The organism is Flectobacillus roseus (assembly GCF_030056595.1).
GTDB classification, from domain to species: Bacteria; Bacteroidota; Bacteroidia; order Cytophagales; family Spirosomataceae; genus Flectobacillus; species Flectobacillus roseus.
Genome location: NZ_JASHIF010000010.1, coordinates 344584 through 370973, shown reverse-complemented (window position 1 = coordinate 370973; position 26390 = coordinate 344584). Strand labels below are relative to the sequence as shown.

Genomic DNA, 26390 nt, shown 5'->3' with positions numbered 1-26390 from the left:
ATAAGGCACTTTAACTAATTCATTATTAAGGATTAGAAACGAGTTCTGGATTCATTTTGGTAAGATATTGTGCAATTGGCAACACATATCGTTTGCTATCTGGGGCCAAAGTGTAAGTTACGCCATTGAAAGTACGTGTAACTGTTTTTTGGAACAATGGCTCGCTTTTCAAACGACGCATATCCCACCAACGAAGCATACGGAAACAAAACTCACGACGGCGCTCATTGATTACTTTTACCAAAGCATCATCATTCGAGGTAGCGGTCAAAGGCGTATAGGCTGTTGACAAAATACGATTTTTACGAAGGTTATTAACCCATATCATCGCTTGAGCAGCCTGTCCAGCTCTTGCCAAAGATTCTGCTTTGATGAGCATCATTTCGGGTACAGATGGACCAAGATTTCGGTTTTCACCCGTGATAATTTCACGGTAAAAATAACGTCCTGTATACGAAGATGACACGCGCGAAGCAGGTACAGTAAATAGATTATAGCGTTGGTCATTGGCATCAAAGAGCGTCAATAGATCATCGCTTAGGCGCATGGCTGTTGGTGTGTAAGCGCTCGTTCCAAAAGCAGCGATTTTTGACAATAAGATTTCTGGGTCGCTAATACGCTTCGGAAAAGTACTTGTAGTAGTCATAGTTGCCATATTAATGAGAGTACTCCTCATGGCTAAGGCACTATCTGCATACGTCTCTGCCATTTTGTAGTTGTTCATGTACAAATAAGTACGAGCCAACAGTCCATAAGCCGACGGTTTAGAAGGTAAAGTATTATATAACTGCGAGGCAAGCAAATTAGGCAATGCCTGCTTCAAATCTGTAATAATTTGTTGATAAACAGTTTCGACACTCGCGCGATTCAGGCTTTGCGAAAATGTTTGAGTCAACAACAATGGTACTCCCAAGTCAGTAGTAGCGGTAGTGGAATTGTAAGGTTTTGCATACTGATTAATCAATGTCAAGTAGGCATCAGCACGATGAACCAATGCTTCCGCCATGAGTCTTGATTTTTCTACTTCGGTACCATTACTAGTTGGTAATTCATTAATAATCGTATTTGTTCTGAAAATACGAGCATACATGGTATTCCAGTCTGTATCATTTTCATAACTTGTACTGAGCGGAAAAATATCATCTTGCCATGTATAGGTATTTTTGTAATAACTATAAGAAAGATTCAACAAACTTGTTTGCTGAGATGCATCCACAATGGCAATGTCGTCGCTTGCTAAATCACCGAGGATAACCCCAGTTTCATAGCCTGCTGTATAATTGAGTAAATAACGGTAATTGGCGATGTCTTTTGGTACTAAGCTTCCTTGTGTTTTGATATCCACGTAGCTTTCACACCCACTTGTAAACAACCCTAGGTTCACAAGGCTAAAAAGTATTGCTATCTTTTTCACGACTTTATTTATTAGAAGTTTACGTTTAGTGAAGCTGTAAATGATCTTGCTGGAGGTAATCCCAACGTTGTGCTCGATAATGGACTAGCAAATACAGGGTCAAAACCTTCCTTATTTTTAGTCCAAAGTAGACCCAAGTTGCGAGCTGCAACCCCTAGCGATGCCGACTTGATGCCAAGTTTTCCTAAGATTTTAGGTTCTATTTGATAAGTCAAAGAGATTTCACGCAAACGTACATAATCACCAGGCAATACATTAAGATCAGAATACTGATAACGGAAAAGACTTAATGAAGCATAAACGCCCGCCATGCCGGGCACGTTTGTATTGAGCTCATCGCCTGCTTTTTGCCAGCGTTTTGCAATATCTGCGCTCAAATCATATTTCAAACCCGTATTTCTAGCAGTTCCAGGATAGGCAGAAATCGAAGGCTTGATAAAGACATTTCCAAAACTATAATTAATAATCGTATATAGAGAAAATGCCTTATAACGCAACGTAGCATTGAATGCTCCAAAATAAGGTGCTGTTAATCGACCTACATATTTGAGGGCATCAATTGATGTAATGGACTGACTTGCAGCTACTTTTTCACCTTTTTCATTAAAGATTTGGGTCATACCATTCGCATCCAAACCTGCAAATTGATATACCATTACCTTATCGGTTGTATATCCTTTAATCCACGTTTGGCTAATTGGATTTGATAAATATGAGGAAGAAGGTACAAAACGAGTATCCGTAACCATATTGGTGTTATAGGAAAAGGTCACTCCAGCTTGTATTCCCCAATCCTGACTACGGATAGCATCTCCTCTCAAAGAAACCTCTACCCCATTTCCAGAAAGAGAGGTTGTATTTCGTTTCAAAGTACTGACACCATAGGTAGGGTTTACAGGAAATTCATAAATGATATTACGACCTTCTTTATTGTAGATATCAATACTACCATTAAGACGTCTGTTGAATAGGCCAAAGTCCATACCGAAGTTGGTCACATAAGTATTCTCCCAACGCAATGTCGGGTTCGCTGGGTTAAGAATATCACCATAAGGATTAGTAGTAGTAAAATCCGAGCCACTCACATACATACTTGTAAATGGATAAATATCAGTTGCGATATTACCATTTACACCATAAGTTGCTCTTACTCCAAGGGAGTTAATCCATGAAATATTTTTGATGAAATCTTCTTGGTCTAAATTCCACTTCAAACCAGATGACCAAAGAGGCGTTGCTCTAAATTCTCTGTCAAGACCAAAGTTGTTATAGTCATCATATCTTACACTTCCTGAAAGCACATATCTGTTTTTGAATGTATAAGAAGCATTTGAATAATACGATAAATATCTTCTAGTTTTATCTGCTTGTGATGGGGCTCCGCCAAACGACGATATTCCTCCGATAGCAGTAGTATAGGTTGAAGCATAATTGACGTTTTGAGCTACACCTGTTTGAATATTATATCCATAGAGCGTTGCACCTCCTTGTCCTACGTTCGTTTCTCTCATCTCTGCTCCTGCGATTGCATTGATCTGATGGTCAACACCAAAATTTTCGTTATAGGCCAACTGCCCTCTCAAACTATAGTTATTGAGCTGAGTATTTGTTTGCTGTAATACTCCTCCACTTGGAACTGCATTCACTAATTGCCCCGAAGCATTCGCTACAGTTGACATATTGATTAAATCTCGAGTGTAGAAAGTATTAGGAGAATTAAAAACTCTACTCGATGAAAATGTTCGTTCATTACTATAAAAGCCAATTGCCGATAATCCTTTTAACAGGGGTACCGTTACACTTACTGTAGCCAAATAATTGTTGTCATTTGCACTATTATCCACAAAATCTTGTTCGTCAAGGTAATTATATCGCCAAGGCAAATACCCTTTTGCCTCCAGACCGCTCAAATAACTACTATAATAGTTTCTTGAATAACTTACACGATTGCCATTGTCATCTATCAGTTGATTATATGGCATAAATGTTATTAAACTCGGGCTAAATAATGAGGACAAACTTACTGCACCTTGCTTATAGTTGAACAGTGATGCTTTGAGGTTTGTCGCCACTGTAATCTTATTAAAGACCTTGAAAGTATTATTCATGGTCAAAGTCATTCGCTCTCCTTTATTCCCTACAGTAGACGGTTGCTCTTTGCTGTAGGATAGTCCATAGTAGTAGTTTGAAGCACTGGCTCCTCCCGAAATCGAGAAATTGTACTGTTGATTTGTAGCAGGGGTAAGTAGATATTTTGAAACCTGCTCCATCCCATTACTTTTAGTTCTTAAAGTACTGATTGCCGCATCATAGGCGGTTTGTGTTATTTTGCCCGCTTTCAGTTGTAGTGTTAGGTCGGTAACCCCCGCTACTGTTTGTGGGAATAACGACGTTGTCAGTGGGTTTATCAATAGACCTTTATTAACAATTTCTTGTTCATAAGCAATGGTCTGATCAACCGTCATTAACTTGAGATAGTCTAATCTTGGGCGTTCGCTAACCATAAAGTCTGTAGAAAAGCTCACTTTAGGAGCTTGATTATTTGACCCCCTTTTGGTGGTTATTACAATTACACCATTGGCAGCTCTAGCTCCCCAAATAGAGGCAGCAGCAGCATCTTTTAGGATTGTAATGTTGTCGATATCTCTTGGATTGAAGGTTTTCAAATCTAAATCTGTAATTGAACCATCTACTACAATCAATGGCATTTTCTCTCCAGAATTAGTAGTGACCCCTCTAATGATCAAGTTATAATCTGATGCTCCAACCGTACGTGTACTACTATTAATGGCGAGTCGGGTATTATTATAGGTGAATGAATTATCGCCCGTGTAACTTTGAACATCCAAACCAGGCACTAGTCCTTCTAATCTTTGGATAACATTAGGAACAGGTACTTTTTCCAAATCTTTGGCACTCACTGTACTAAACGCCCCAGTTGCTCTTTCTTTTGGAAGAGATTGATAACCTGTGCTAACTACAGACACTTCGTTAATCATTTTGCTACCGTCACTTTCCAGTTGAATATTCAGCGTACCAATCCCACTAATGGTAACCTCTTTCTCTTTATATCCTACATAAGTAACTACCAATTTATCCCCCGCTTTCATACCTGATAGGTTGTATTCACCACGCTCATTGGCAGTGGTACCCTTACGAGTACCTTTTACCCAAACATTTGCCCACGGTAATGAAACACCCTCAGTGCCAGTGATTACGCCTCTCAAAATCAATTCATCATCCCTTGTTTCTTGGGCTTCTGTTGTTGTAGGCGCATTTGTTCTTGGTGGCTCGGTAGGTGTTTCTGGATTTTTGAAAAACCGAGCATCGCGCGCCACAATACTGTATGAGTTGCCACTCACATACAGAAAAAGTAGATTGTTGGGATACAAAATATCCTTTAAAATTTCTTCTACAGACGGGTTATTGAGGGCTGAGGTCTTAGCTGTTTTGCCATTTAGTAGATTATGTTCATAAGCAAATTTGGTCTTAAATTTTTTCTCTATTTGAGCAATAGCATCCTTCAATGGGATGGTTTTTTGTTGACAAAAAGCAACAAAGTTCAGGAGTACCAACAATGCGCTGGTGCCCAGTATTTTCGAAATCGAATGTTTCATGCGATGTTACCGTGATCTTAAATAAATGATTCTTCCTTCTTTATAGATATTTACGTTTAAGATATTGGATAGGGTGTAAAGGATAGTCTCCTCGCTATTGAAGGCTATAGTTCCATCAATTTGCTTGGACGCTAGGGTTGAGTCTTCTAGAACGACTTTGTACCCGTAGGTATCTTCGAAGTTGTCAATAATCTGTCGTGCAGTCAGACCACTTACAACCATATTTCCTTCGAGCCAAGCCTCGGGCACGTTCCGTGCTTGTTCTAGGGTTTGTTTTTGCAAAATGCCATTGTAACGGACAATCTCTCCTGGCTTCATGATAATAGCCTGAGACTGATTTTCAGCTTGCACTCTAATCTTACCCCTCAACAACGCAATCTGAACTTGTTGGCGACGCTGTTTTACATTAAATTCTGTACCTAAGACATCCACCAATATTTTTCCTGCATGCAGGCGAAACTCTTCCTTGTTTTGGATATGAGTGGGGTCGGCATTCAAATGTTTTACATTCAAATACACTTCCCCACTTACCCACACTTCACGTTTGTTTTGCCAAGCCCAAGCTCGATGGAAACTAATCGAGGAGTTGGCATTTAAGGTCACTATACTATTATCGGGCAAGGTGATTCTTTTTTGCTGTGCATATTCGGTCGAAATAGTAATCATTGATTGTTCATACCAACCGATTCCTATCGCTATTATCAACATAGCTGCTACGGCAACCGAAGCAACTCTTACCCATTTGATAATTTTATTTCGTTTTTCTTGTTGTCCAATACTCGTTTGAATATCGGCAAATAGACTTGTACCAAAATCTTTCGCTGGTTCAATGCGTTTGGCAGTCAATACCGTCCTTAATATCAACGTTGCTTGTTGATATGCTTTTAAACTCTCAGGCTGACTTTCTTGCCATTCCTCCCACTGTTGTCGTTCTTCTTCTGCACCTTCTTTGATCCAACGGATAAAACCCGCATCACTCAAAAAATCTTCCGTAGAATATGTATTGTACTTTTCCATCTATTGCCAGATTTATTTGGCTTCTATATATACAAACCGAATAATTTTTGCCATTACCCCATAGAAGCCAATTTTTTTTTCACATTTTTTTAATATTTCTGTAACTATTCATTTAAAAATAAAACAAACAACTGACTATCAAACAGTTAATATTTTTTCTGTTTTATAAAAACATCAACAAAAACTATCTAAAAGTCACTGTTACAGAATATTACGTAGCTAAACACAAACTAAATGAATATGAAGAAACTCTTACTCACGAATATATTATTAATAGAGAACGTCTTTTATTAGTAGGAAATAGAAGAGAGTGTTGCCTGAAAGGAATTATTATAAAATTCCTTTTAGACGAAGAAGTAGAATAAGACTGATAATACTTGAGTTTGGCATATCCAAAATACCACGTAGGGTTTCCAAAGCACGACTATTGAGCTTGTACACACCTTTTACCGAGATATCCATCATGGCTGCAATCTCGTTGTATTCTAATTCCTCAAAATAACGTAAATAAAGCACCTCCTTTTGACGAGGGCTAAGTTGATTTAAAGCCTGAAGTACCTTTTTAGCTTGTTCATCGGATTGTTCAAGCTTGGTAAGTTCTATTTCTGCATTAAAAGTGATATGAAAGGATTCGGCTTCTTCCATATCCACATAATATAGATTGCTTTTCTTGGCAGTTTGGTTCAGAATGAAATTGCGGAGTGATGCTAGTAAATAATATCGAATATTATCTGTTGTACCTGTTGTAGTACGATTCATCCATAGCTTTACAAACAAATCATGTACATAATCACGAACGAGTTCTTCATTTTGTAACTTGCGCATGCCATACTCGTAGAGCGCTTTATAATGCTGGTTATAAATAGCCTCAAAAGCTTCTCGCCCCCCTGTCAAAAAGGTCTCCCATAAGTATGTATCCTTGGTTTGCATCAAAGCCTCTTGGTGATTAGTTATCGTAGTATTACAAATTTATAAAAAAACTAAGTCTATCCTCTATGCTACATTTTACCAAAATATCACTTATCTATTTAAATTAAGTATTTATACCGATAAAAAGCAAAAGCCCCTTTGTGCTTTTGAGTTCACAAAGGGGCTTTTGCTTTAGCTAGCCAATACTTTTTACAGTAATCACTGGATCAGGAAATTGAATTCCCTCTTTATCAAAGTGCTTTTTGATATGTTCATTCATAAAATATTGTGTCTTATCTAAATCTGTAGCATTTACCCATAGCTTAACATCCCAATATATAGCGCTATCAGTTAGCCTTCCTACCAAAACATCATTATTCTTATCTTTGTGGACAAAAGTACATTCCTCTATTACTTCCCTAATGGCTTTACGTGTTACATCAATATCATTTGTCATAGCGACTTGAAATTGCATATCTAAACGAATAATGCCTTTTCTTGAAATATTTACCACTGGTGAGGTTGACAAGCTTCCGTTTGGAAGAATAATGGTTCGATGACTCGTTGTACTAATTACCGTATTGAAGATTTGAATTGATTCGACATATCCAGTATAGCCGTGCACTGTAATCAATTCTCCTACTCTAAAAGGTTTAAAAACTAATATAAGTACTCCACCTGCAAAGTTTGATAAACTCCCTTGTAGTGCCAAGCCAATGGCTAATCCTGCGGCTCCAAGTGCAGCGATAAACGAAGAGGTCTCTATTCCTAAGATTCCAGCGCAGCTTAATACCAACATAATATTGAGAGCAGCACGAACCAAGGATGCTAAAAAAGGCTGTACATCAGGATCAATACTTTCCAATTTCATTTTGGAATGCATGAGACCAATTACTTTTTTGATAAGCAAACGCCCAATCAAAAACATCAATAATGACATCAATACCTTCGTGCCATATTGCAGTAGTAAAGGCCAAACTTTATCCTCAAAATTGGTCAAATAATTATGGGCTAAATACATAAAGTTCATAGCTATAAACAAATAAAGCGCCCTTACGATAAGGACGCTTTAAAAACGAATGTCAAATATGATTATTTCTCTACTTGAGAGTAATTTAGTTCAACTGGAGTATTACGGCCAAAGATTTTAACCATAACGTTCAATTTCTTCTTATCGTCAAAAATTTCTTCGACAGTACCTTCAAAAGAAGAGAATGGACCATCAATAACTCTGATAGTTTCTCCTTTTGTAAACGACAATGTTGCTACTTCTTCAATTGGAGCAACCTCATCAATTTTCCCTAAGATACGCTTAATTTCACTTTGACGTAAAGGGATTGGTGTTTTAGACGTTTTACCATCATTCCAGCTCAAGAAACCAATTACACCTGGCATTGAAGTAATAATGTGTGAAACCTCACCATATTTAATATCAGCTTCTACGAAAACATAGCCAGGAAAAAGAGTTTTTTCACGAACAATTTTCTTACCGTTACGAATTTCGTAAGTCTTTTCAGTAGGTAACATTACTTGAGGAACGTACTCTGTAAGACCCTGTCTTTGCACCTCGTTCTCAAGATATGTTTTTATCTTTTTCTCCTGTCCTGAAACTGCTCTCAAGACATACCAATTAGTTTCTGCCATCTTTAATAATGATTTCTTTGAGATTGAGAACAAAATCTGTTTGTAAAGGAACAGTTCGTCAGCTCAATTAGAATGACTGATAGAACAACTCTAGACCAGACTTGAACAAAAAGTCGATAAGACCAACCACAAGAGCAAAAATCAAAGAAGCAACCAGTACTAGCGTAGAGCTTGCTTGCAATTCACTAAACTTTGGCCATGTTACGTTTTCTGTAACTTCAGTCCAAGAATCTTTAAATAATTGTGTTAACTTATTCATGTTCTTTGTAATGTTATGAAGCTACGAGCTTTCTTTGGTTTGCTTTTCGCTTGTAAAAAGTGATGCTATCCTTTATAAACTTTAAAGTTCCGAATTCTAGCTTAAAATTCCGACTAATTTAAATAATTAATCTGAAACTCGAAACTAAAAATCGGAACTTACTTTGCACGGGCACCAGGACTCGAACCCAGACCGAAGGTTTTGGAGACCTCTGTACTACCTTTATACTATGCCCGTATTGTTTGGATTGCAAAGGTAACAGTTCAATTTTGTATTTCCAAGCACCCGACCTAGGTTTTCTGTAATATTTTTAACTTTCATTAAAACTATTCACATAAAACATTGTTACTCAAAAACTTAAAATTAATATTTTTTATAAAAAACTGTTATTTACAAATACCGAACTAGATAAAAAGCTCAATAATCTATAAAATAAAAGGCGCTATCTTACGATAGCGCCTTTTTATATGGTTAATCCTAGAATTAGTCTAAGATTTCAGTTACCTGACCAGCACCTACTGTACGTCCACCTTCACGGATAGCGAAACGAAGACCTTTGTCCATAGCTACTTTGTTCAACAATGTAACGTCGATAGTCAAGTTATCACCTGGCATACACATTTCGATACCTTCTGGCAACATGATTTCACCTGTTACGTCAGTTGTACGGAAGTAGAACTGAGGACGGTATTTGTTAAAGAATGGAGTGTGACGACCACCTTCTTCTTTAGACAAGATATAAACCTCTGCTTTGAATTTAGAGTGAGGCTTAACTGAACCTGGCTTACAAATAACCATACCACGACGGATAGATTCTTTGTCAATACCACGCAACAACAAACCTACGTTGTCACCAGCTTCACCACGGTCAAGGATTTTACGGAACATTTCAACCCCTGTTACAGTAGATTTCAAGTTCTCAGCACCCATACCTAAGATTTCAACTGGATCACCAGAGTTGATAACACCAGTTTCGATACGACCTGTTGCTACAGTACCACGACCTGTAATCGAGAATACGTCTTCAACTGGCATCAAGAATGGCTTATCGATATCACGTTTTGGAAGTGGAATCCAGTTATCAACAGCATCCATCAAAGCTTCGATAGTAGCAACCCATTTTGGCTCACCGTTCAAACCACCTAAAGCAGAACCTTGAATTACTGGAATGTTATCGCCGTCAAATTCATAGAATGACAACAATTCACGGATTTCCATTTCAACTAGTTCTAACAATTCTGGGTCATCAACCATGTCCACTTTGTTCATGAACACTACCAATTGAGGTACACCTACTTGACGAGACAAAAGGATGTGCTCGCGAGTTTGTGGCATTGGACCGTCAGTTGCAGCTACTACGATGATAGCACCGTCCATTTGAGCAGCACCAGTTACCATGTTTTTCACGTAATCGGCGTGACCTGGACAGTCAACGTGTGCATAGTGACGGTTTTCTGTTTGGTACTCTACGTGAGCTGTGTTGATTGTGATACCACGCTCTTTTTCTTCAGGAGCTGAGTCAATTGATGAGAAATCTTTCTTTTCAGCAAGTCCTTTTTCTGACAACACCTTAGTGATGGCAGCAGTCAAAGTAGTTTTACCGTGGTCAACGTGACCGATAGTACCAATGTTTACGTGAGGTTTACTACGGTCAAAATTCTCTTTTGCCATGATTATTTAGTTCTTAATTAGTTTTATAAAAAGAATGAAAAAATTGATACCTTTCAACTTCCAACAACCAAAGATAAAAGATACTTGATAGCTCCTATTTAACTATTTGTTGTTTTGAATGGAGCCTTTGAGCAGGATTGAACTGCCGACCTCTTCCTTACCAAGGAAGTGCTCTACCACTGAGCTACAAAGGCAGACGTTGAATGCTTTCTCGTGAATCCAAACTGAAGTAGACCACAAACAAAAATGGTTAATCGTTAATCGCTAATTCGCTAAACTATTAACTATTAACTATTAACAATCAACCATCTTAATTTCTTGAGCGGGAGACGGGGCTCGAACCCGCCACCTATAGCTTGGAAGGCTATCGCTCTACCAAATGAGCTACTCCCGCTTTTCTATAACTGGTTAAAAAGTTTCGAAAAAGTTTCCCTAAACTCTAAACTTGTGGGGACAGATGGATTCGAACCACCGAAGACATAAGTCAGCAGATTTACAGTCTGCCCCATTTGGCCACTCTGGTATATCCCCTCATTTTTCTCTTTTGTTTCCGTTTCTTGTAACGTTCCCGTGAAAGAGTGTGCAAAACTAGGTAGATTTTTGATTAAGTCAAAACATTATTGAAAAAAAATTTTTACTTTTTTTTCAATAAAACTCAAAAAACATAGCTAAACATCCCGTAACTAACATTGTAATATTTTAAAAATCAAGGCTTAATATACTTCTTATCTAGTACATTAAGCCCCGAAAAAAAATTATTTTTTTTTGATTTTTTAGAAACGAATACCAAAACTTAAGCCACTAATTTTAGGGCCATAGCCTGTTTGGTACAATTGTGACAAATCATAATTCACAAATAAATCTGGAAAATCTTTCAAACCAAGCTCCAAAGCAAGTCCATAGCGAAGATTATTCAAGTAAAAACTGCTGTGATTCCAAAGTTTTCTACCACTGTCAGATTCTTTTGTCTTGGTATAGCTATCTAATCTGTAACCAACATATCCCCCAAATCCGATATAAGTGACTGTGCTACTCTTTTTAAATGCCACATATGGCATTACAGGAAGATTAATATAAGCTACCGTTAATTTATTTCTTGATAAGTCTACAGGTTGTCCTTTGTCATCAACATAGTCTCTAAATTCTATATTGTTATTTCCTTTTATTTCATATCTGTTATTTTCATACATGAAATTGTACCAAGAAAACTCCAATCCGTAGCTTATTTTCAAAGCTGCACTGCTTCCTTTACTAATGGCTGCACTACGAGTCCATCCAAAACCGAAATAACGAGAGCCAAATGGACTTAATTCAAAGTCTTTCGTATTGTATATACCGCTTATAGAACCCGTATTAGTAAAGCTATTTAAACCAAAATAGATATTAAATCCTGAACGAGAGGCAAATTCCCCATTTCTGCGTGCCACTTTTGCTGTATCTCTCCACATCACTCTGGTTTCTTCACTACCATCTTTTACCACTACTCCATTAATACTCACATGGACTTCATCTCTTCCATCTTGAATGTGTACTCCTCCAGCACCCACACTTACGCCACCTTTAGAACCATTATTTCCTGACGACCCATTATTTCTATTGGTATTAGAAGAAGCATTTGCTTTAATAGCTACGTTGATTGTTTTGTTATTTTGTGATATTACCAAAACAGTGTCTTTTGTAATATCACTATTAACCACCCTTCTTATTCCAATCCATGTAGCATCGTCCAAGGTCATTCCACTTTTTTGAAAAAGTGCCTGTATATCCTCTTTCAAACTTACGTTGGGTTTACCTCTCTCTAAAACGGTCTGGTTTCTCTTATCTATTTTGATGACTGTTGAGTCAGTCTCAGTATTTCTTGCAATTGTTGGCTGAATTGCTAATACCATAAAAAATGCGACGATGTACAATTTTACCCAGTTTACTGTTACATCTAATTGGCTTATAGATTTCATGACTTTAATGATTTATACTCGATTTAGAAAGTTCTAATTTGTTTTATATCTCCTAGATGCAAGTCGATTGCCTTAGGTTGCGTGATAATTTTATTTTTCGTTATTTTTTATCTCTTTCACTGATTCTACGATAGACTCCTTCGTATTTTCTAGCTTTGCATCAGCACGTGCAAGCACTTTTTGAGGTTTGACACCAAGCTCGTTCCAATCTACACCTTCTCCATTTTTTGCTCTTTTGAGTTGTTGCCAAAGTTTACCAAATTTACTCGTTTTCTTGGTATTGAGTTCGTCAGTCCATACCGATGGTCGGGGTCTTTCAGTCCCACCTGTATCCATTGCATCTACCATTGCTAAAACAATTGTCTCTGAAGTTTTTGGCGAACTAGCAGGTTCAGGACTTGGCTCCATTAGTAATACGATGGTATTATTGGTTTTTGATACAGGCTGTATCGGATCAACTGTAGCTAGGGTATTTTCCGATAAATCTTTGTTAGGCTCTACCAATGGGTTTTGATGCACCCGAAGTGTACCTGATTTTGGGTTAGTAGTCTTCCAAGAATTTTTATTATCTGATTTCTTCTGAGCTACAACTTCCTTCATTGGTACAATACGATCAGGCAACTGTGACTGCATTTGAGAACCTTGACTTCCAGCTTGTAAATCTCCTGACGGTTGTTGCGTAGTACTAGTTTTTTCTGCCACAGATATTTCTGTTTCACTATTTGTATGGAATGCCCAATAACCTGCTGCGCCTAATAATATAACTACCGACGCCGCGCGGGCCACTTTCCACCACAGTGGTACTATTTTGGTTTCGTTTTGCTGTAATTTAGCCTGCAACTTATCCCATGCTTCTGGTCTAGGTTTACGCTCATAATTTTGCAAACGTTCGTCAAATAGTTTATCTATATTATGCTTTTCCATTTTGTCTGCTAATTAACTGTTGATTTTTGTTGAGCTATTGCATTTTGCAATATAACTCTAGCTCTTGATAATTGTGATTTAGAAGTACTTTCTGTTATTCCTAAAGATGCAGCTATTTCTGCGTGAGAATAACCTTCGATAGCGTACAAATTAAAAACAGTGCGATAACCGATAGGTAGTGTTTCTATTAATTTCATCAGATCATCTACCTCTAATTGGGTACTAAATTGTTCGGGTTCTGGTTCATAAAGGATATTATCATAGCTCATTTCAAGTTTGGCATTTTTGGTACGTCTTAAATACATTAATGCTTCGTTTACCATGACTCTTCTAATCCATCCTTCAAAACTTCCTTCTAATTTGAAAGTATCAATCTTTTCAAAAACCTTCACAAATCCTTCAATCATTATCTCTTCTGCTTCAAAATCATCGTGTACATATCTAAAACATACTCCCAGCATTCTAGAGGAGTATTTTTCATACACTCTTCGCTGAGCTTTGGGGTCGCCTTTCTGACAGGCTTTGACCAGAGCTTCCTCGCTTTGAAAGAGTGATAAACCGCCGAGTTGTAAAATTTTCACGATAATTGTCTTGGTTTAGTTTTGTAATAGGTAGATGAAAAAGGTGCTAGAAAGGTTGCATGAATTGTAATGAATTTTCAACTTTACGAAATTTTTTTGAAAAACAGATTATATTTTCGGCAATTCCTTTTTACCCCACATTATTTATGCATACATCCGCTCCAATTGGAATTTTTGATAGTGGTATTGGTGGACTCACGGTAGCACATGCTGTTACGAGATTACTCCCAAACGAAAATATCATCTACTTTGGTGATACTGCCCATTTGCCCTATGGTGACAAATCGGCGACTGCCATTCAGGCATATTCTATCAAAATTTGTAATGTCTTATTACAACAAAAATGTAAGGTAATTTTAATTGCTTGTAATTCTGCTTCTGCTGCTGCCTATGAACTAGTAAAAGAATATGTAGGAAGCAAAGCGAAAGTCATGAATGTAATTGACCCTGTGGTGGCTTTTCTTGGAGAAAATTATGCCAATAAGACCATTGGATTAATTGGGACCAAACAGACTGTAAACTCTAATATTTACCGAAAAAAGATAGACTTTCTTGAAAAAGGTATTATGCTAAAATCTTTGGCGACGCCACTCTTAGCACCGATGATAGAGGAAGGTTTTTTTAATCATAATATTTCTGAAAGTATTATTAATGAATACCTTCAAAACGCTACATTAGACGATATCGAAGCATTGATTTTGGGTTGTACGCATTATCCCCTTATCAAAAAACAAATTAACCAGTATTACGATGGTAAGGTAACAGTTTTGGACACCTCTGAGATTGTAGCAAAATCACTTTATGATTATTTAGAAAACAATCATTTACTCAATGAGATGAATGCACATATTCGTCACTTTTATGTTTCTGATTATACACAATCATTTGAAACATCAACGAAAATATTTTTTGGTGAACAAATTCGACTTCAACACTATCCGCTTTGGGAATAGTATTAGGCATGAATTCATTATAATAAAAAAACCTGTCTCTTTCGAGACAGGTTTTTTTATTATTTAAAAGCTTGCTTCAATTTTCTACGCATTATGTCTTTAGGGCTTAAGCCTTGATTGGAAGTTCTCCACCAAAGAAAACCAATAACCATTGCCAACACATACGGTACTGACAAAAGATATAAAATCCCTGTATTTAGGTTTGATGCAATTTGGCTTCTTCCATTCGATACCGTACTTTCTACTACCGAACGGCACATAGCACATTGAGCAAAACTCATGGTAGTCGAAACTACGCTTAGCAATAAAACTAATAATACCTTTTTCATACAATTTGAATTATTGATAATATGGAGAAATCATCAAGTAAACTATTACTCCTGTTACTGACACATAAAGCCACAATGGAAATGCCCATTTAACAACTTTTTTATGCTCTGCAATTTGATTACTCAACGCAAAATATACAGCTTTGAGTACAAACCAAACCACCCCTACTGACAATAGAATATGGGTAAGTAGGAAGAAATAGTAAATGGGACGTAACAAACCTTGACCTCCATATGGAGTTGAATCATTTGAAATATGATACAAGATATAAAGTACCAAGAACAAAGCACCTTGAACGAAAGAAAGCATCATCATTTTACGATGCCCTTCAAGATTTTGTTTTTTAATGTACGAATATCCCAAAAGGAGTGTAATGGATGTTGTAGTATTCAAAATGCCTATGACATGAGGCAATATTTTTGTCCAACTTCCTAAATCAATTTTTTGGCGAATACCTATTAAGAGTGCAACCGCAACTGGAATAGCGATAGCAAGGACGTTGACGATTTTGTCATTCTTCTTATCCTTCTGAATCGAAAAAGATGCCATGTTTTAGTGGATTATCTATTACGTTTTGTTTATTGATATAACTTCAATATTTACTTTTCTGTTTCGTAAATTTTTTGAAGTACTTTAATTTCCAGCATCAATCGATCTACGTCTTTTTTATCTGTTCCGTCATAAAACCCTCGGATATACCCCTCTTTATCGACAAGAATCAATTTTTCGGAATGAATAAAAGTCTCATCTGGTGTTTTTACCGCTTTATCATATTCTGACGCATCTGCCACTGGAATATAATATCCTTTTACGGCCAATGGGTATAACTGTTGTCGAGTACCTGTCAAAAAGTGCCATTTTCCTGGAATAGCATCATATTGTTTGGCGTATTCGCGTAGCATTTCGGGGGTATCGTGAGAAGGGTCTACCGTAAACGAAGCAAACTCTACATCTTTATCTTGCCCAAAAGTATCTTGTACTCTAGTCAACTGAGTAGACATTTTAGGACAAATAGAAGTACATCTTGTAAAGAAGAAGTCGGCTACGTAAATTTTTCCTGCCAGTTGTTTATTCGTAAATGATTTTCCTTCCTCATTCGTCAATGTCCAATCAGGAATAGTATGAAAAACGGTATCCATTTCGGGTTCATCCCATTTCGGATTCGGGTTTTTCTTCATCTTGATATAACCTGTAGTAGAATCAATCACAGGAATCAACTTTGGGAGTTTGTAGTGGTTTTCACCAAAACCTCTCAAGAATAAAAAAATTAAAGCTGGAACCGCTAATGCTACGATTAGAATTCCAGCTTTGATACCTTTTTGCATATTTATCATGCTTTATACTTGAATAAAATACAGGCTGGCATTTTGCCAGCCTACCTTTATTGCTTCTGATCAATACAAGTGACCGCCTTCAAAAAGTAATGCAGTCAACAACCATACAACGAAAATAACTGGAAGCAAGATCATCCAAATCAATGTCTTCACTTCATGTTTTAAGTGCATGAATTCGCCAATAATATAAAATGCTTTTACAATAGTCATTCCAGCAAAGATTGCCACACGAAGACCATTTGCAGGCATTGTAAATGCGATGATAAATTCAATCGCAGTCAAAATCAAAAGAATCCAGAATGTTTTCCAGATAGCGCCAGTCTGAGCTGGTGGAATTACTTTTTCCTCAGTTGCGTGAGAGTGTGAATGTGATGCCATAATTTCAGAGATATTTTCAAAAATATATGATGTCATGGATAAAATTTATCCATGACATTTTCTCATAAAGACTAAACCAGATAGAAGAATGTAAATACGAATACCCATACAAGGTCTACAAAGTGCCAGTAAAGACCTACTTTCTCTACCATTTCGTAGTGACCACGACGATCATATAAACCTGTAGCAGTGTTGAAGAACACCATGATAATCAAAATTACACCTGAAAACACGTGAGTTCCGTGGAAACCAGTGATAAAGAAGAACAAGTCTGCAAATGCTGGAGGACCATAAGGGTTCTGTGTAAGATTTGCCCCAACGATTGGATTACCCAATGCATCTTTAGCAGCTTTTGCTAAATCGTGAGGACCAGCAATGAAGTGAGACCATTCCCAAGCTTGAGAACCTAAGAAAGTAAAACCACCGATAATTGTCCACAACAACCATTTCTCAACAGCAGCACGGTCGCCTCTGTGACCAGCTTCTACTGCCAATACCATAGTTACAGAACTAAAAATCAAGATGAATGTCATAATACCAACAAACACCAATGGAGCTTCGCCGTGGAAGAATGGCATTGCCTCGAATACCTTCTCAGGAATAGGCCAGTGAGTCGTAGCGAAGTAAAACTTTTCGTGAGCGCCTGTCCAAGCAGGTTGACTAAAACGGATCATTCCGTAAGAGACCAACAACGCTGAGAATGTAAAAGTATCTGAAAGCAAGAAGAACCACATCATTAGTTTTCCATAGCTCGCTTTCAAAGGTTCTGAACCACCCGCCCATGTCAGTTTCTCAGGAACAGCAGGTGCTGCGTGAATTGAAGACATCTTTTTTACTTTTTTGGTTAAATATTAATTACTAGATTATCAATCACCGTTAAATATTAACGATTAAAATACAAGAAAAAGAACAAATACAACCAGAGCCCATCGAGGAAGTGCCAATACGTAGCACACAATTGTATTCTTGTTAAGTTATTAGCATTAATGCTTAATCTGAATGAAGATACCAATGAAAACAAAAGTACAACCAAACCAGATATAATATGCAATCCGTGAATTCCTACAAAAACGTAAATCCAAGAGGCTGCAACGTCACTTCCAGAGAAGTGCAATTGATTCTTTACAAGGTCTGAGAAACCATACCATTGCATAAACAAGAAGGCCATCCCAAATGCAAAAGTAATAGAAATTGCTATTTTGAGTGTATTGAAGTTGTCTTTTTTTGCGGCTCTTACTGCCAAATGCATAAACACACTACTTACAACCAATACCGCTGTAGAATACAGGAAAATATTTGGTAAGTCAAATTCATGCCAATTTCCTTCTGCTTTTCTTACTAAATATCCCGAAGTCCAACCTGCAAACATCATGGTAATCGATGCAATTGCAAGCCACAACATAAACTTTTTCGGGTTCATCGACATAGTTTTTACAGGTTCTTCACCCATATCTATATCCTTCAAATGTTCTTGTGTCATCTTATTTTGTTTTTGCTTGTTGTTTCTATCTGTTGTTTTACACACTATACCTTATCCATCAAGAAGGCAATCTGAACAATTGGTAGGTAGATAAAAGAGCCAAACATCATCATCAGAGCTGATTTATCTGTTGGTTTCATCATTAAGTAAAAGGTTTGAGATAAAAACAATACACCACAAAGTACGGCAACCATTGCTGAGTTTACGCCTGTCATTCCAAGCATATACGGAACGAAGCCGCATGGTACCAAAAAGATCGTATAAATCATAATGGTAATAGCTGTACGCAAATCTTTGTGTCCATTGTTGGGTAGCATTTTAAAACCAGCATTCTGGTAATCTTCATCAGCAACCCACGCAATTGCCCAAAAGTGAGGAAACTGCCAAAAGAATTGAATAGCGAACAATATACCTGGCTCCAACCCAAAGTGGTTTGTAGCCGCAACCCAACCAATCATTGGAGGAAAAGCTCCAGGAATTGCTCCAACAAATACAGAAATGGGTCCTACTCTTTTAAGTGGAGTGTATACAAATCCATATAAAATAAAAGAAAGAACTCCTATAACTCCCGATTTGAAGTTGAATTCGAAAAACAATATATAGCTCGATAAAACTAATAAAATCAAACAGTATACTGAAGCTTCTGTGACTGATAAGCGTCCAGTTGGAAGTGGACGGCCCGCAGTTCGTTTCATGAGTTTATCCAACTCAATTTCTTTGATTTGATTGACAATATTAGCAGCTCCTGTAATCAAAAAACCAGCTAGACTAATCAAAATCAAACGTCCCCAATCAATTCTTTCAACAGCAAGAGAATACCCAAATGCTCCAGAAAATGCAACTAGGAATGATAATCTAAATTTCAATAACTCATAATATGCTTTTACTTTACCAGCAATACCTATTGAGATGTTTTCGTTTGTGGTAACCATTTGTTACTTGACGTTCGTTTACGCCGTTTCCTTTTGAAAGACTTTTTCAGAATTGAGCAACAATAAAATTACAAATTGCAATCCAAGTGCTACAATCGCTAATGTAAGGTGTACAGGCTGAATAAAAGCAGGTACACTAAAATACGCCATCACGGCGCCTGATACAATTTCAACAACAACCAATAGTACTAGTGCTCTGAAAAACTTATATAGAATTCCTTCAGATTGAATATTCTTTTTGAGCTGAACAATCAAATAAATGTGTAAGCCTAATAATACTAATGAGAAAGAGCGATGTATGTAAAAAGACAAACCCAATTGTTCTATCCAAGTAGAACGATCGTAACCAAAAATAGGGTTTGCTATTATTTTATCAATAGCCTCTCGAACTTGAGTACCAATCAATACTTGTGCGGTAGACAAGATCAAAAGAAGCGTTAATATCTTACTTAATAAGGACTTGTTTGTTACTTTTTCAGTTTCTGTCACTTCAGACCATCCTCTTGCAATTGAGTAGAGTAATACAAAAACAACCAAAATTGCTAGAAGCATATGCGCTGTAACTACGCCAGGTTTCAAGAACGAGTCAACAACAAATTTTCCTAATGCTGCATTTGCTCCAATTAATACTACTGCAAGAAATGATAAATAAATTAAGCTTTTATCTCTTTTACGATAGCTAAATGAAGCCAAAAAAACGCCAAAAACTACAATACCTGTAAACGCACCTACCAATCTATTCACATACTCAATCCATGTTTTTACAGGGTTGAACTCCACTTCTCCGTGAAGTTTCTCTGCATAAATTTCCTGATAATTAGGAGGTAACTGACTTACCTCTGTGGGAGGAACCCACATGCCAAAACACTTTGGCCAGTCCGGACAACCCATTCCCGACCCCGTGCTTCTTACAATCCCTCCTGCCAATACTAATAAGTAAATAGAGACGATTGTAACAAGACCAAGCTTACGGAACCACATAAGTTTAAAATTGGATTTTAGATTGAATCGAAAGAATCAAATCTTGAAAAAATATAATTGGGTATTTCCCTAAAATGAATTTGAGAATGTAGAGTGTAGATTTTCCACACTCTACATTCTCAAATCAATATGAGCAGTTATTAATGATTGTAAACATCATTTTGTACCGCCAACAAACCTTCGATTTCTTTTTCTTTAGCAATTTCTTCATTTTCCTCTGGGAAGTTCGACTCAGGAGTTGCTGAGAATGGAACGTTTTGAGGAATAAAGTCAGAAGCTGAACCTGGTTTGCTGTAATCATAAGGCCAACGATATACTGCTGGAATTTCTCCCTCCCAGTTTCCGTGACCTACGTTGATTGGCGTAGTCCATTCCAACGTATTCGAATTCCAAGGGTTTTGCGTAGCTTTTTTACCTTTGAAAATTGAATAGAAGAAGTTGAATGCAAAGATTGCTTGAGCAGCAAATGTCAAAATCGCAGCGATTGAGATAAATGCATTCAAATCAGCAAATGTATCTTGTGCATTGTTTGCCAAAGCAGTAAATGAATAGTAACGACGAGGGAAACCTGCGATACCAATGTAGTGCATTGGGAAGAATACACAGTAAACACCCGCAAATGTCAACCAGAAGTGAACATATCCTAAAGTATTGTTCATCATACGACCAAACAATTTAGGGAACCAGTGGTACACACCTGCCAACAATCCGAAGAATGATGCAGCACCCATTACTAAGTGGAAGTGAGCTACTACGAAGTAAGTATCGTGCAAGTTGATATCCAATGCAGAGTTACCTAAGATGATACCAGTAACACCACCTGAAATAAACAACGATACAAGACCGATAGAGAACAACATACCTGGTGTAAAGATGATATTACCTTTCCATAGGGTTGTAATGTAGTTAAACGCTTTAACTGCTGAAGGAACCGCGATAATCAACGTCAAGAACATAAACACTGAACCTAAGAATGGATTCATACCTGTTACGAACATGTGGTGAGCCCATACGATAAACGCAAGAACTGTAATACCCATCATAGATCCGATCATAGCACGGTAACCAAAGATAGGCTTACGAGCGTTGGTTGCAATAACCTCAGAAGTAATACCTAAAGCAGGTAACAATACGATATACACCTCAGGGTGACCTAAGAACCAGAACAAGTGTTGGTACAAAATAGCTGAACCACCTACGTTTGGAAGAGCTTCACCGCCGATATAGATTTCAGACAAGTAGAATGATGTACCGAAGCTACGGTCAAAAATCAACAACAAGGCAGCAGACAACAATACTGGGAATGATAACAAACCTAATACTGCAGTAAAGAAAAACGCCCAAATAGTCAAAGGCATTTTAGTGAATGACATACCTCTTGTACGCAAGTTGATAACTGTAGTGATATAGTTTACACCACCCAACAATTGTGATACAATAAAGAAGGTCATACTTGTCAACCACATAGTCATACCTAGACCAGAACCTGGCATAGCTTGTGGTAAAGCTGACAATGGAGGATAAATCACCCAACCACCTGAAGCAGGTCCTGTCTCAATGAAAAGAGACGCAAACATGATTACAGACGAAAGGAAGAAGAACCAATATGACAACATGTTCAAGAAACCTGAAGCCATATCTCTAGCACCAATCTGTAATGGAATTAAGAAGTTAGAGAATGTACCAGACAAACCAGCAGTCAATACAAAGAATACCATGATGGTACCGTGCATAGTTACTAGAGCTAGATAAAACTCTTTTTCCAATTTACCTTCCACAATCCACTCACCTAAAACTGGCTTCAACCAGTCAAGGTTCATGTTAGGGAAACCAAGTTGTAAACGGAAGATAATTGACAAAGCACCACCGAAGAAAGCCCAGATGATACCTGTAATCAAATATTGCTTTGCAATAGTTTTGTGGTCTTCAGAGAAAATATACTTTCTAATGAAGCCAGGCTCGTGATGCTCATGCTCGTGGTCATGACCATGTGCGTGAGTGTCGTTTGCGTGTAGTGTCGCAGTTGCCATAGATTACAATGATTATTCTAATAGTAATTGTTCAAAACTCTATTTCAAAAATTGATTATCTTCTTCTCAAAGAAGCAGTTGCAGGAGCTGCACCAGCAGCAGCTTGAGTACTATCTGATTCGGCTGCAGGAGCTTCAGCAGGAACATACTTTTGAGCTTTACCTTTTAACTTTTCAGGAACTTTTGCTAAATAATCAGGATTTTGAGTCAAGAAAGGTTTTTGTTGTGCAACCCAAGCTTTATAATCTTCTGGTTCATCAACAAATACTGTGATAGCCATACCGAAGTGACCACGACCACAGATTTCTGTACAGTTCAACTTGTAGTTGAAGTCAGATTTACCTAACTCTGCACGCATCTCATCTGTAGATTTGTTTGCTACAAACCAGAATTTAGTAGGCATACCTGGAACGGCATCCATCTTAACTCTTTGGTATGGCAAGTATACAGAGTGAAGTACGTCTTGTGCTTTAATTTTCAACAAAACAGGTACACCTTTTGGTAAGTGTAATTCATTTGCTGTAAAGTCGTCAAAAGAACTTTCGTCAGTGAAGTCGATACCAATTTGATTTGTATCGTCAATCAACTTATAATTTTGGTTACCCAATTTGTTATCATCGTTCCCAGCGTAACGTACATACCAACCAAATTGGTGACCTGTAACTTCTATAACTACTGCATTGTCTGGAGCTTGTTTTGTAATATCTCTCCAAATTCTCCAACCTGTAAATACCAATACGGCCATTACGATAGCTGGAATAATTGTCCAAATGATTTCTAACTTGTGGTTTACTGGATAGAAAGTAGCTACATTGTTTTTCTTGTAACGGTACAAGAAAGCAAAAACAAACAACAATGTGTTAGTTAAGAAGAAAGCAGCTGTAACAACACCCATTGAAATCCAGAACATTTGGTCTGTTTTCAAACCGTGTTCTGAACCAGCAACTGGAAGGAAGTCTGGCTGTGAGTGTAAGAAAGACCAAGCAGCGGCAATAGAACCTAATACAAGGAATACTAGAAAACCAAAGGCATTACCATTATTGGCCCCATCTACGCGAGCATCAGAGTCATCAGCACCCTGAATACCTTTCGAAAGAGCAATACTCTTAGAGACAATCATAATTGCCAAACCCAAGAATACTACTGACAAAAGACCTATTAGATATGTCATGTCTGAATTAATTTATTGTTTTGAATCTAATTCTTAAAATGAAATGTTCAGCAAAAATGTTTTACCGAATTCGAAAATTCTGAGAAAATAATTGGATGCCCGTAGGCATCCAATTAGTCACTAAATATCGTGGTGAAGCGACTCTTCCAATAATGGGTGGTTTTTAGCAACCAAAGACGCTTTTGTTAATTCTGTTGAAACAACATAAACAAATGCTGAAGCAAACAAAATAACAGTACCAAATTCAACTAATCCGAATCCACCGTGAGGACCAACCGTACCTGGCATGATCATTTGGTAGAAATCCAAATAGTGACCTACAATCACAAAGAAACAACAGATTTTCAAGAAAATCGGAGTACGTTTTGCATCACGAGTCATCATGATCAAGAATGGGAAGAAGAAGTTCATGAACACGTTCAAGATTTCAACTGCTTTGTACACTTTATTGTGACCTTCCCAACGCTCTAAGAAGTAGATTGTTTCTTCTGGCATGTTAGCATAGTAAATCAATAAGAATTGAGCAAACCATACGTAAGTCCAGAAAATAGAGAATGCAAACATGAATTTACCTAAGTCATGCAAGTGGCTATCGCTAACATATTGCATATATCCTTTGTCTTTCAACAACAATACTGTCAATGTAATAGTAGCCAAACCAGTTACGTGCCAGCTAGAGAACATGTACCATCCAAACATGGTTGAGAACCAGTGAGTATCGATAGACATAACCCAGTCCCAAGCAGACAATGAAGAAGAAATACCCATTGCTACAACAAAACCAGTACCGATACGTACCATGTCAAAAAAGTTTTGAGTTCCACCGTTCAAATCTTCCTCGATTGATTTTTTACGCATCATGTTCCAAAGAACAATCCATACAGTAAAAATAGCAACCAAGCGAACCAAGAAGAATGTGAAGTTCAAATATCCTTTTTTACCTGCAATAATTTTATCGTAATGCTCACTTGCTGGATCAGTGATTCCATGGTGCATCCAGTGGAAGATCACATCGCCTTTGAAGATGAATAACAAAAGCAATACAGGGAAGGTAAAATACAAGAATCTAGGGAAAGCTTCAGGAATTCTTTTTACTACAGATGACCAACCTGCTTTAGCAAGGTATTGTACTGCAACAAAGAACATACCGATTACGGCAATACCTGAGAAGAAAACACCATTCATCCAAAGGTTAACCCAAAGACGATTTAATGGATTCCAAGGTGATTCATGGTGAGAAGCTGCACCGCCAGAAAGGTGCTCTCCGCCATGTTCAGCAGCATGACCTGCCACTGCGTGAGCAGCTTCGTGCTCACCACTTCCTAAGAAGAAAACGCCAATACCCAAAAGCACAGCACCAATGATCATCGCAGTGATCACTCTCTTGCGTGCCTCCGGAGTAAATTCATAAAACTCCTCGACGTTTGCTGGGGAAAAATGTGAATGTCCCGCCATTATACTTATAAGTTTGTAAGTTTAATAGTATGAAAGATTGCATCAACATTGATGCTTTTTTGACTATGCGCAATAATTACAAATTGTAAATTACTGCTTTTGCAATTCGTGTACGTAAAGTACAATTTTCCAACGGTCTGCTGATGAAATTTGAGAAGCGTGTGACCACATACGTCCTTTACCATGAGTAATTGTATGGTAAATATGACCGTCGTTTACACTTTTCAAGGCATCCGATGAATAAACTGGAACCCCTTTGTACATTTTTGCTACTAAGCCATCGCCTTTACCAGCTTCACCATGGCAGTGTTGGCAATATCTTTCATATTGAGTCTTACCTGCTTCAATGTTTTCGGGGGTTGCTGGATATGGGTTTGACAACAACGCTTCAGAAGAAGCCATATCGTCTTTACCGATATTACGAGCAATCATATCCATTTTCATTAATTTGCTGTTTACTGTGTCTCCATCAGCAGCAGCAAATTTTTCGCGTGGTACTGTCCCTTTAACAGGAGTACGCATGTTCATACCGTAAGGGTTGATTGTATTCAACTCACCCTCAGTTTGAGTCATTGGTTCGTATGCAACCGAGTGATACATGTTTGGCGCAAACTCTGTCCCTGTATCATTATGGCTATCTTTACAAGAAGTTGCAGATAAAGCAACAACTCCCGATAAAAACAGACCTATGTATTTATTAGTTAACATATTTTTGATTTTAATTAGTCGTTGGACATTGCTTTAGGGTATTCCTAAGGTTCAATGCTTAGAATTGCTTTACATTCACTTCGATAGCACCAGAAGCCTTTAAAATTTCTTCGATCTCAGCTTCAGATTTCTTGTTAGTTCCCATGTTAATGGTCATGATGAACTTATCGTCAGTACTTCTTAAATCAAATGTTTTTGGCTTTTTACCTGGCCACAAGCTATTTGATACAAAGAAGGTAAATACCATACCAAATGCAGTGAACAATACCGTACCTTCGAAAGTAACTGGAATCCAGTCTGGTAATGCGAAGAAGTCTTTACCACCGATAATCATTGGCCAGTCAAAAACCATTGTATAGTTAATCAAGAACTGAGCACAAGTCAAACCTGTTAAACCAAACAAGAATGCAGCGATAGGAATTCTTGTACGCGGGTGACCGATAGCAGTATCAAGTCCGTGGATTGGGAAAGGAGTATATACTTCCTCAATTTTCACGCCTTTTCCTTTTACTTCAGTTACTGCGTGTAATACCTCGTCCTCATCGTCGTAAACTCCAACCAAGTATTTTTCTGTTGTATTCATTTTAATATTCGTTATGTCTTGATATTGATTTCAAAAGCTAGAATTGGTGCAGATTTGCACTGCA

The 26390-nt window shown here is 37.6% G+C and carries 25 protein-coding genes and 4 tRNA genes; 1 reads left to right on the top strand and 28 read right to left on the bottom strand.

Going from position 1 to position 26390, the window contains the following annotated elements; translation table 11 throughout:
• Positions 1-25 precede the first annotated feature (25 nt).
• The 15 genes from QM524_RS14025 to QM524_RS13955 form a co-directional block, all read right to left on the bottom strand.
• The gene (locus QM524_RS14025) at positions 26-1414 is read right to left on the bottom strand and encodes a RagB/SusD family nutrient uptake outer membrane protein (RefSeq protein ID WP_283345065.1); all 1389 of its coding nucleotides are present in this window, start codon (positions 1412-1414) and stop codon (positions 26-28) included.
• An 11-nt stretch (positions 1415-1425) separates the two neighbouring features.
• Positions 1426-5031, bottom strand: coding sequence for a SusC/RagA family TonB-linked outer membrane protein (locus QM524_RS14020; protein ID WP_283345064.1), 3606 nt, complete (start codon positions 5029-5031; stop codon positions 1426-1428).
• 6 nt (positions 5032-5037) lie between these two features.
• Positions 5038-6048: a FecR family protein gene (locus QM524_RS14015; protein ID WP_283345063.1), complete on the bottom strand. Its 1011-nt coding sequence runs from the start codon at positions 6046-6048 to the stop codon at positions 5038-5040.
• A 330-nt stretch (positions 6049-6378) separates the two neighbouring features.
• Complete coding sequence (locus tag QM524_RS14010) at positions 6379-6978, bottom strand: RNA polymerase sigma factor (protein WP_283345062.1); 600 nt, start codon at positions 6976-6978, stop codon at positions 6379-6381.
• Between the two features lie 175 nt (positions 6979-7153).
• Positions 7154-7987: a mechanosensitive ion channel family protein gene (locus QM524_RS14005; RefSeq protein ID WP_283345061.1), complete on the bottom strand. Its 834-nt coding sequence runs from the start codon at positions 7985-7987 to the stop codon at positions 7154-7156.
• Between the two features lie 62 nt (positions 7988-8049).
• On the bottom strand, positions 8050-8601 hold the full coding sequence (nusG, locus tag QM524_RS14000; protein WP_095161148.1) for a transcription termination/antitermination protein NusG: 552 nt from the start codon (positions 8599-8601) through the stop codon (positions 8050-8052).
• Positions 8602-8668: 67 nt separating this feature from the next.
• A complete protein-coding gene (gene secE, locus QM524_RS13995) occupies positions 8669-8860 on the bottom strand; it encodes a preprotein translocase subunit SecE (protein ID WP_095161147.1) in 192 nt (63 codons plus the stop codon).
• Between the two features lie 166 nt (positions 8861-9026).
• Positions 9027-9097 (bottom strand) — tRNA-Trp (locus tag QM524_RS13990).
• A gap of 246 nt (positions 9098-9343) precedes the next feature.
• Positions 9344-10531 (bottom strand): elongation factor Tu, encoded by a 1188-nt coding sequence (gene tuf / locus QM524_RS13985; protein WP_095161146.1) that lies wholly within the window; start codon positions 10529-10531, stop codon positions 9344-9346.
• A gap of 119 nt (positions 10532-10650) precedes the next feature.
• Positions 10651-10725, bottom strand: a tRNA-Thr gene (locus tag QM524_RS13980).
• Positions 10726-10852: 127 nt separating this feature from the next.
• Positions 10853-10925, bottom strand: a tRNA-Gly gene (locus QM524_RS13975).
• A 54-nt stretch (positions 10926-10979) separates the two neighbouring features.
• Positions 10980-11062, bottom strand: a tRNA-Tyr gene (locus QM524_RS13970).
• Between the two features lie 242 nt (positions 11063-11304).
• Entirely contained in the window at positions 11305-12486 is a 1182-nt protein-coding gene (locus QM524_RS13965) for an outer membrane beta-barrel protein (RefSeq protein ID WP_283345060.1), read from the bottom strand.
• Between the two features lie 90 nt (positions 12487-12576).
• Positions 12577-13410: a hypothetical protein gene (locus QM524_RS13960; RefSeq protein ID WP_283345059.1), complete on the bottom strand. Its 834-nt coding sequence runs from the start codon at positions 13408-13410 to the stop codon at positions 12577-12579.
• A gap of 8 nt (positions 13411-13418) precedes the next feature.
• On the bottom strand, positions 13419-13994 hold the full coding sequence (locus QM524_RS13955) for an RNA polymerase sigma factor (RefSeq protein WP_166551620.1): 576 nt from the start codon (positions 13992-13994) through the stop codon (positions 13419-13421).
• A 143-nt stretch (positions 13995-14137) separates the two neighbouring features.
• Here QM524_RS13955 and murI point away from each other — a divergent pair, with 143 nt between their 5' ends.
• The gene (gene murI, locus QM524_RS13950; protein WP_283345058.1) at positions 14138-14944 is read left to right on the top strand and encodes a glutamate racemase; all 807 of its coding nucleotides are present in this window, start codon (positions 14138-14140) and stop codon (positions 14942-14944) included.
• A gap of 59 nt (positions 14945-15003) precedes the next feature.
• Here murI and QM524_RS13945 read toward each other — a convergent pair whose 3' ends face one another.
• From QM524_RS13945 to QM524_RS13885, 13 genes are all read right to left on the bottom strand, one after another.
• Positions 15004-15273, bottom strand: a complete 270-nt coding sequence (locus tag QM524_RS13945) for a hypothetical protein (protein WP_095161142.1) — start codon at positions 15271-15273, stop codon at positions 15004-15006.
• A 10-nt stretch (positions 15274-15283) separates the two neighbouring features.
• On the bottom strand, positions 15284-15823 hold the full coding sequence (locus tag QM524_RS13940) for a DUF420 domain-containing protein (RefSeq protein WP_095161141.1): 540 nt from the start codon (positions 15821-15823) through the stop codon (positions 15284-15286).
• 50 nt (positions 15824-15873) lie between these two features.
• The gene (locus QM524_RS13935; protein ID WP_095161186.1) at positions 15874-16599 is read right to left on the bottom strand and encodes an SCO family protein; all 726 of its coding nucleotides are present in this window, start codon (positions 16597-16599) and stop codon (positions 15874-15876) included.
• 69 nt (positions 16600-16668) lie between these two features.
• The gene (locus tag QM524_RS13930; protein ID WP_166551621.1) at positions 16669-16986 is read right to left on the bottom strand and encodes a cytochrome C oxidase subunit IV family protein; all 318 of its coding nucleotides are present in this window, start codon (positions 16984-16986) and stop codon (positions 16669-16671) included.
• A gap of 71 nt (positions 16987-17057) precedes the next feature.
• Positions 17058-17813 carry a cytochrome c oxidase subunit 3 gene (locus QM524_RS13925; RefSeq protein WP_095161140.1) on the bottom strand — a complete coding sequence of 252 codons (756 nt, stop codon included), beginning with the start codon at positions 17811-17813 and terminating at the stop codon, positions 17058-17060.
• A gap of 56 nt (positions 17814-17869) precedes the next feature.
• Complete coding sequence (locus QM524_RS13920; protein ID WP_229241869.1) at positions 17870-18466, bottom strand: cytochrome c oxidase subunit 3; 597 nt, start codon at positions 18464-18466, stop codon at positions 17870-17872.
• A gap of 44 nt (positions 18467-18510) precedes the next feature.
• On the bottom strand, positions 18511-19398 hold the full coding sequence (cyoE, locus tag QM524_RS13915; RefSeq protein ID WP_283345057.1) for a heme o synthase: 888 nt from the start codon (positions 19396-19398) through the stop codon (positions 18511-18513).
• A gap of 18 nt (positions 19399-19416) precedes the next feature.
• The gene (locus QM524_RS13910; protein WP_283345056.1) at positions 19417-20379 is read right to left on the bottom strand and encodes a COX15/CtaA family protein; all 963 of its coding nucleotides are present in this window, start codon (positions 20377-20379) and stop codon (positions 19417-19419) included.
• Positions 20380-20519: 140 nt separating this feature from the next.
• Complete coding sequence (locus QM524_RS13905) at positions 20520-22409, bottom strand: cytochrome c oxidase subunit I (RefSeq protein WP_095161137.1); 1890 nt, start codon at positions 22407-22409, stop codon at positions 20520-20522.
• 55 nt (positions 22410-22464) lie between these two features.
• Positions 22465-23580: a cytochrome c oxidase subunit II gene (locus QM524_RS13900; RefSeq protein ID WP_166576964.1), complete on the bottom strand. Its 1116-nt coding sequence runs from the start codon at positions 23578-23580 to the stop codon at positions 22465-22467.
• Between the two features lie 120 nt (positions 23581-23700).
• Positions 23701-25035 carry a quinol:cytochrome C oxidoreductase gene (locus QM524_RS13895; protein WP_166576963.1) on the bottom strand — a complete coding sequence of 445 codons (1335 nt, stop codon included), beginning with the start codon at positions 25033-25035 and terminating at the stop codon, positions 23701-23703.
• A gap of 90 nt (positions 25036-25125) precedes the next feature.
• Positions 25126-25743, bottom strand: a complete 618-nt coding sequence (locus QM524_RS13890; RefSeq protein ID WP_095161135.1) for a c-type cytochrome — start codon at positions 25741-25743, stop codon at positions 25126-25128.
• A gap of 58 nt (positions 25744-25801) precedes the next feature.
• The gene (locus QM524_RS13885; RefSeq protein WP_095161134.1) at positions 25802-26326 is read right to left on the bottom strand and encodes a DUF3341 domain-containing protein; all 525 of its coding nucleotides are present in this window, start codon (positions 26324-26326) and stop codon (positions 25802-25804) included.
• Positions 26327-26390: the final 64 nt, after the last annotated feature.

Coding starts and splice junctions, on each gene's coding strand:
- QM524_RS14020 (WP_283345064.1), bottom strand. CDS start 5,031: ATGAAACATTCGATTTCGAAAATACTGGGCACCAGCGCATTGTTGGTA.
- QM524_RS14015 (WP_283345063.1), bottom strand. CDS start 6,048: ATGGAAAAGTACAATACATATTCTACGGAAGATTTTTTGAGTGATGCG.
- QM524_RS14010 (WP_283345062.1), bottom strand. CDS start 6,978: ATGCAAACCAAGGATACATACTTATGGGAGACCTTTTTGACAGGGGGG.
- QM524_RS14005 (WP_283345061.1), bottom strand. CDS start 7,987: ATGAACTTTATGTATTTAGCCCATAATTATTTGACCAATTTTGAGGAT.
- nusG (WP_095161148.1), bottom strand. CDS start 8,601: ATGGCAGAAACTAATTGGTATGTCTTGAGAGCAGTTTCAGGACAGGAG.
- secE (WP_095161147.1), bottom strand. CDS start 8,860: ATGAATAAGTTAACACAATTATTTAAAGATTCTTGGACTGAAGTTACA.
- tuf (WP_095161146.1), bottom strand. CDS start 10,531: ATGGCAAAAGAGAATTTTGACCGTAGTAAACCTCACGTAAACATTGGT.
- QM524_RS13965 (WP_283345060.1), bottom strand. CDS start 12,486: ATGAAATCTATAAGCCAATTAGATGTAACAGTAAACTGGGTAAAATTG.
- QM524_RS13960 (WP_283345059.1), bottom strand. CDS start 13,410: ATGGAAAAGCATAATATAGATAAACTATTTGACGAACGTTTGCAAAAT.
- murI (WP_283345058.1), top strand. CDS start 14,138: ATGCATACATCCGCTCCAATTGGAATTTTTGATAGTGGTATTGGTGGA.
- QM524_RS13945 (WP_095161142.1), bottom strand. CDS start 15,273: ATGAAAAAGGTATTATTAGTTTTATTGCTAAGCGTAGTTTCGACTACC.
- QM524_RS13940 (WP_095161141.1), bottom strand. CDS start 15,823: ATGGCATCTTTTTCGATTCAGAAGGATAAGAAGAATGACAAAATCGTC.
- QM524_RS13935 (WP_095161186.1), bottom strand. CDS start 16,599: ATGCAAAAAGGTATCAAAGCTGGAATTCTAATCGTAGCATTAGCGGTT.
- QM524_RS13930 (WP_166551621.1), bottom strand. CDS start 16,986: ATGGCATCACATTCACACTCTCACGCAACTGAGGAAAAAGTAATTCCA.
- QM524_RS13925 (WP_095161140.1), bottom strand. CDS start 17,813: ATGTCTTCAATTCACGCAGCACCTGCTGTTCCTGAGAAACTGACATGG.
- QM524_RS13920 (WP_229241869.1), bottom strand. CDS start 18,466: ATGACACAAGAACATTTGAAGGATATAGATATGGGTGAAGAACCTGTA.
- cyoE (WP_283345057.1), bottom strand. CDS start 19,398: ATGGTTACCACAAACGAAAACATCTCAATAGGTATTGCTGGTAAAGTA.
- QM524_RS13910 (WP_283345056.1), bottom strand. CDS start 20,379: ATGTGGTTCCGTAAGCTTGGTCTTGTTACAATCGTCTCTATTTACTTA.
- QM524_RS13905 (WP_095161137.1), bottom strand. CDS start 22,409: ATGGCAACTGCGACACTACACGCAAACGACACTCACGCACATGGTCAT.
- QM524_RS13900 (WP_166576964.1), bottom strand. CDS start 23,580: ATGACATATCTAATAGGTCTTTTGTCAGTAGTATTCTTGGGTTTGGCA.
- QM524_RS13895 (WP_166576963.1), bottom strand. CDS start 25,035: ATGGCGGGACATTCACATTTTTCCCCAGCAAACGTCGAGGAGTTTTAT.
- QM524_RS13890 (WP_095161135.1), bottom strand. CDS start 25,743: ATGTTAACTAATAAATACATAGGTCTGTTTTTATCGGGAGTTGTTGCT.
- QM524_RS13885 (WP_095161134.1), bottom strand. CDS start 26,326: ATGAATACAACAGAAAAATACTTGGTTGGAGTTTACGACGATGAGGAC.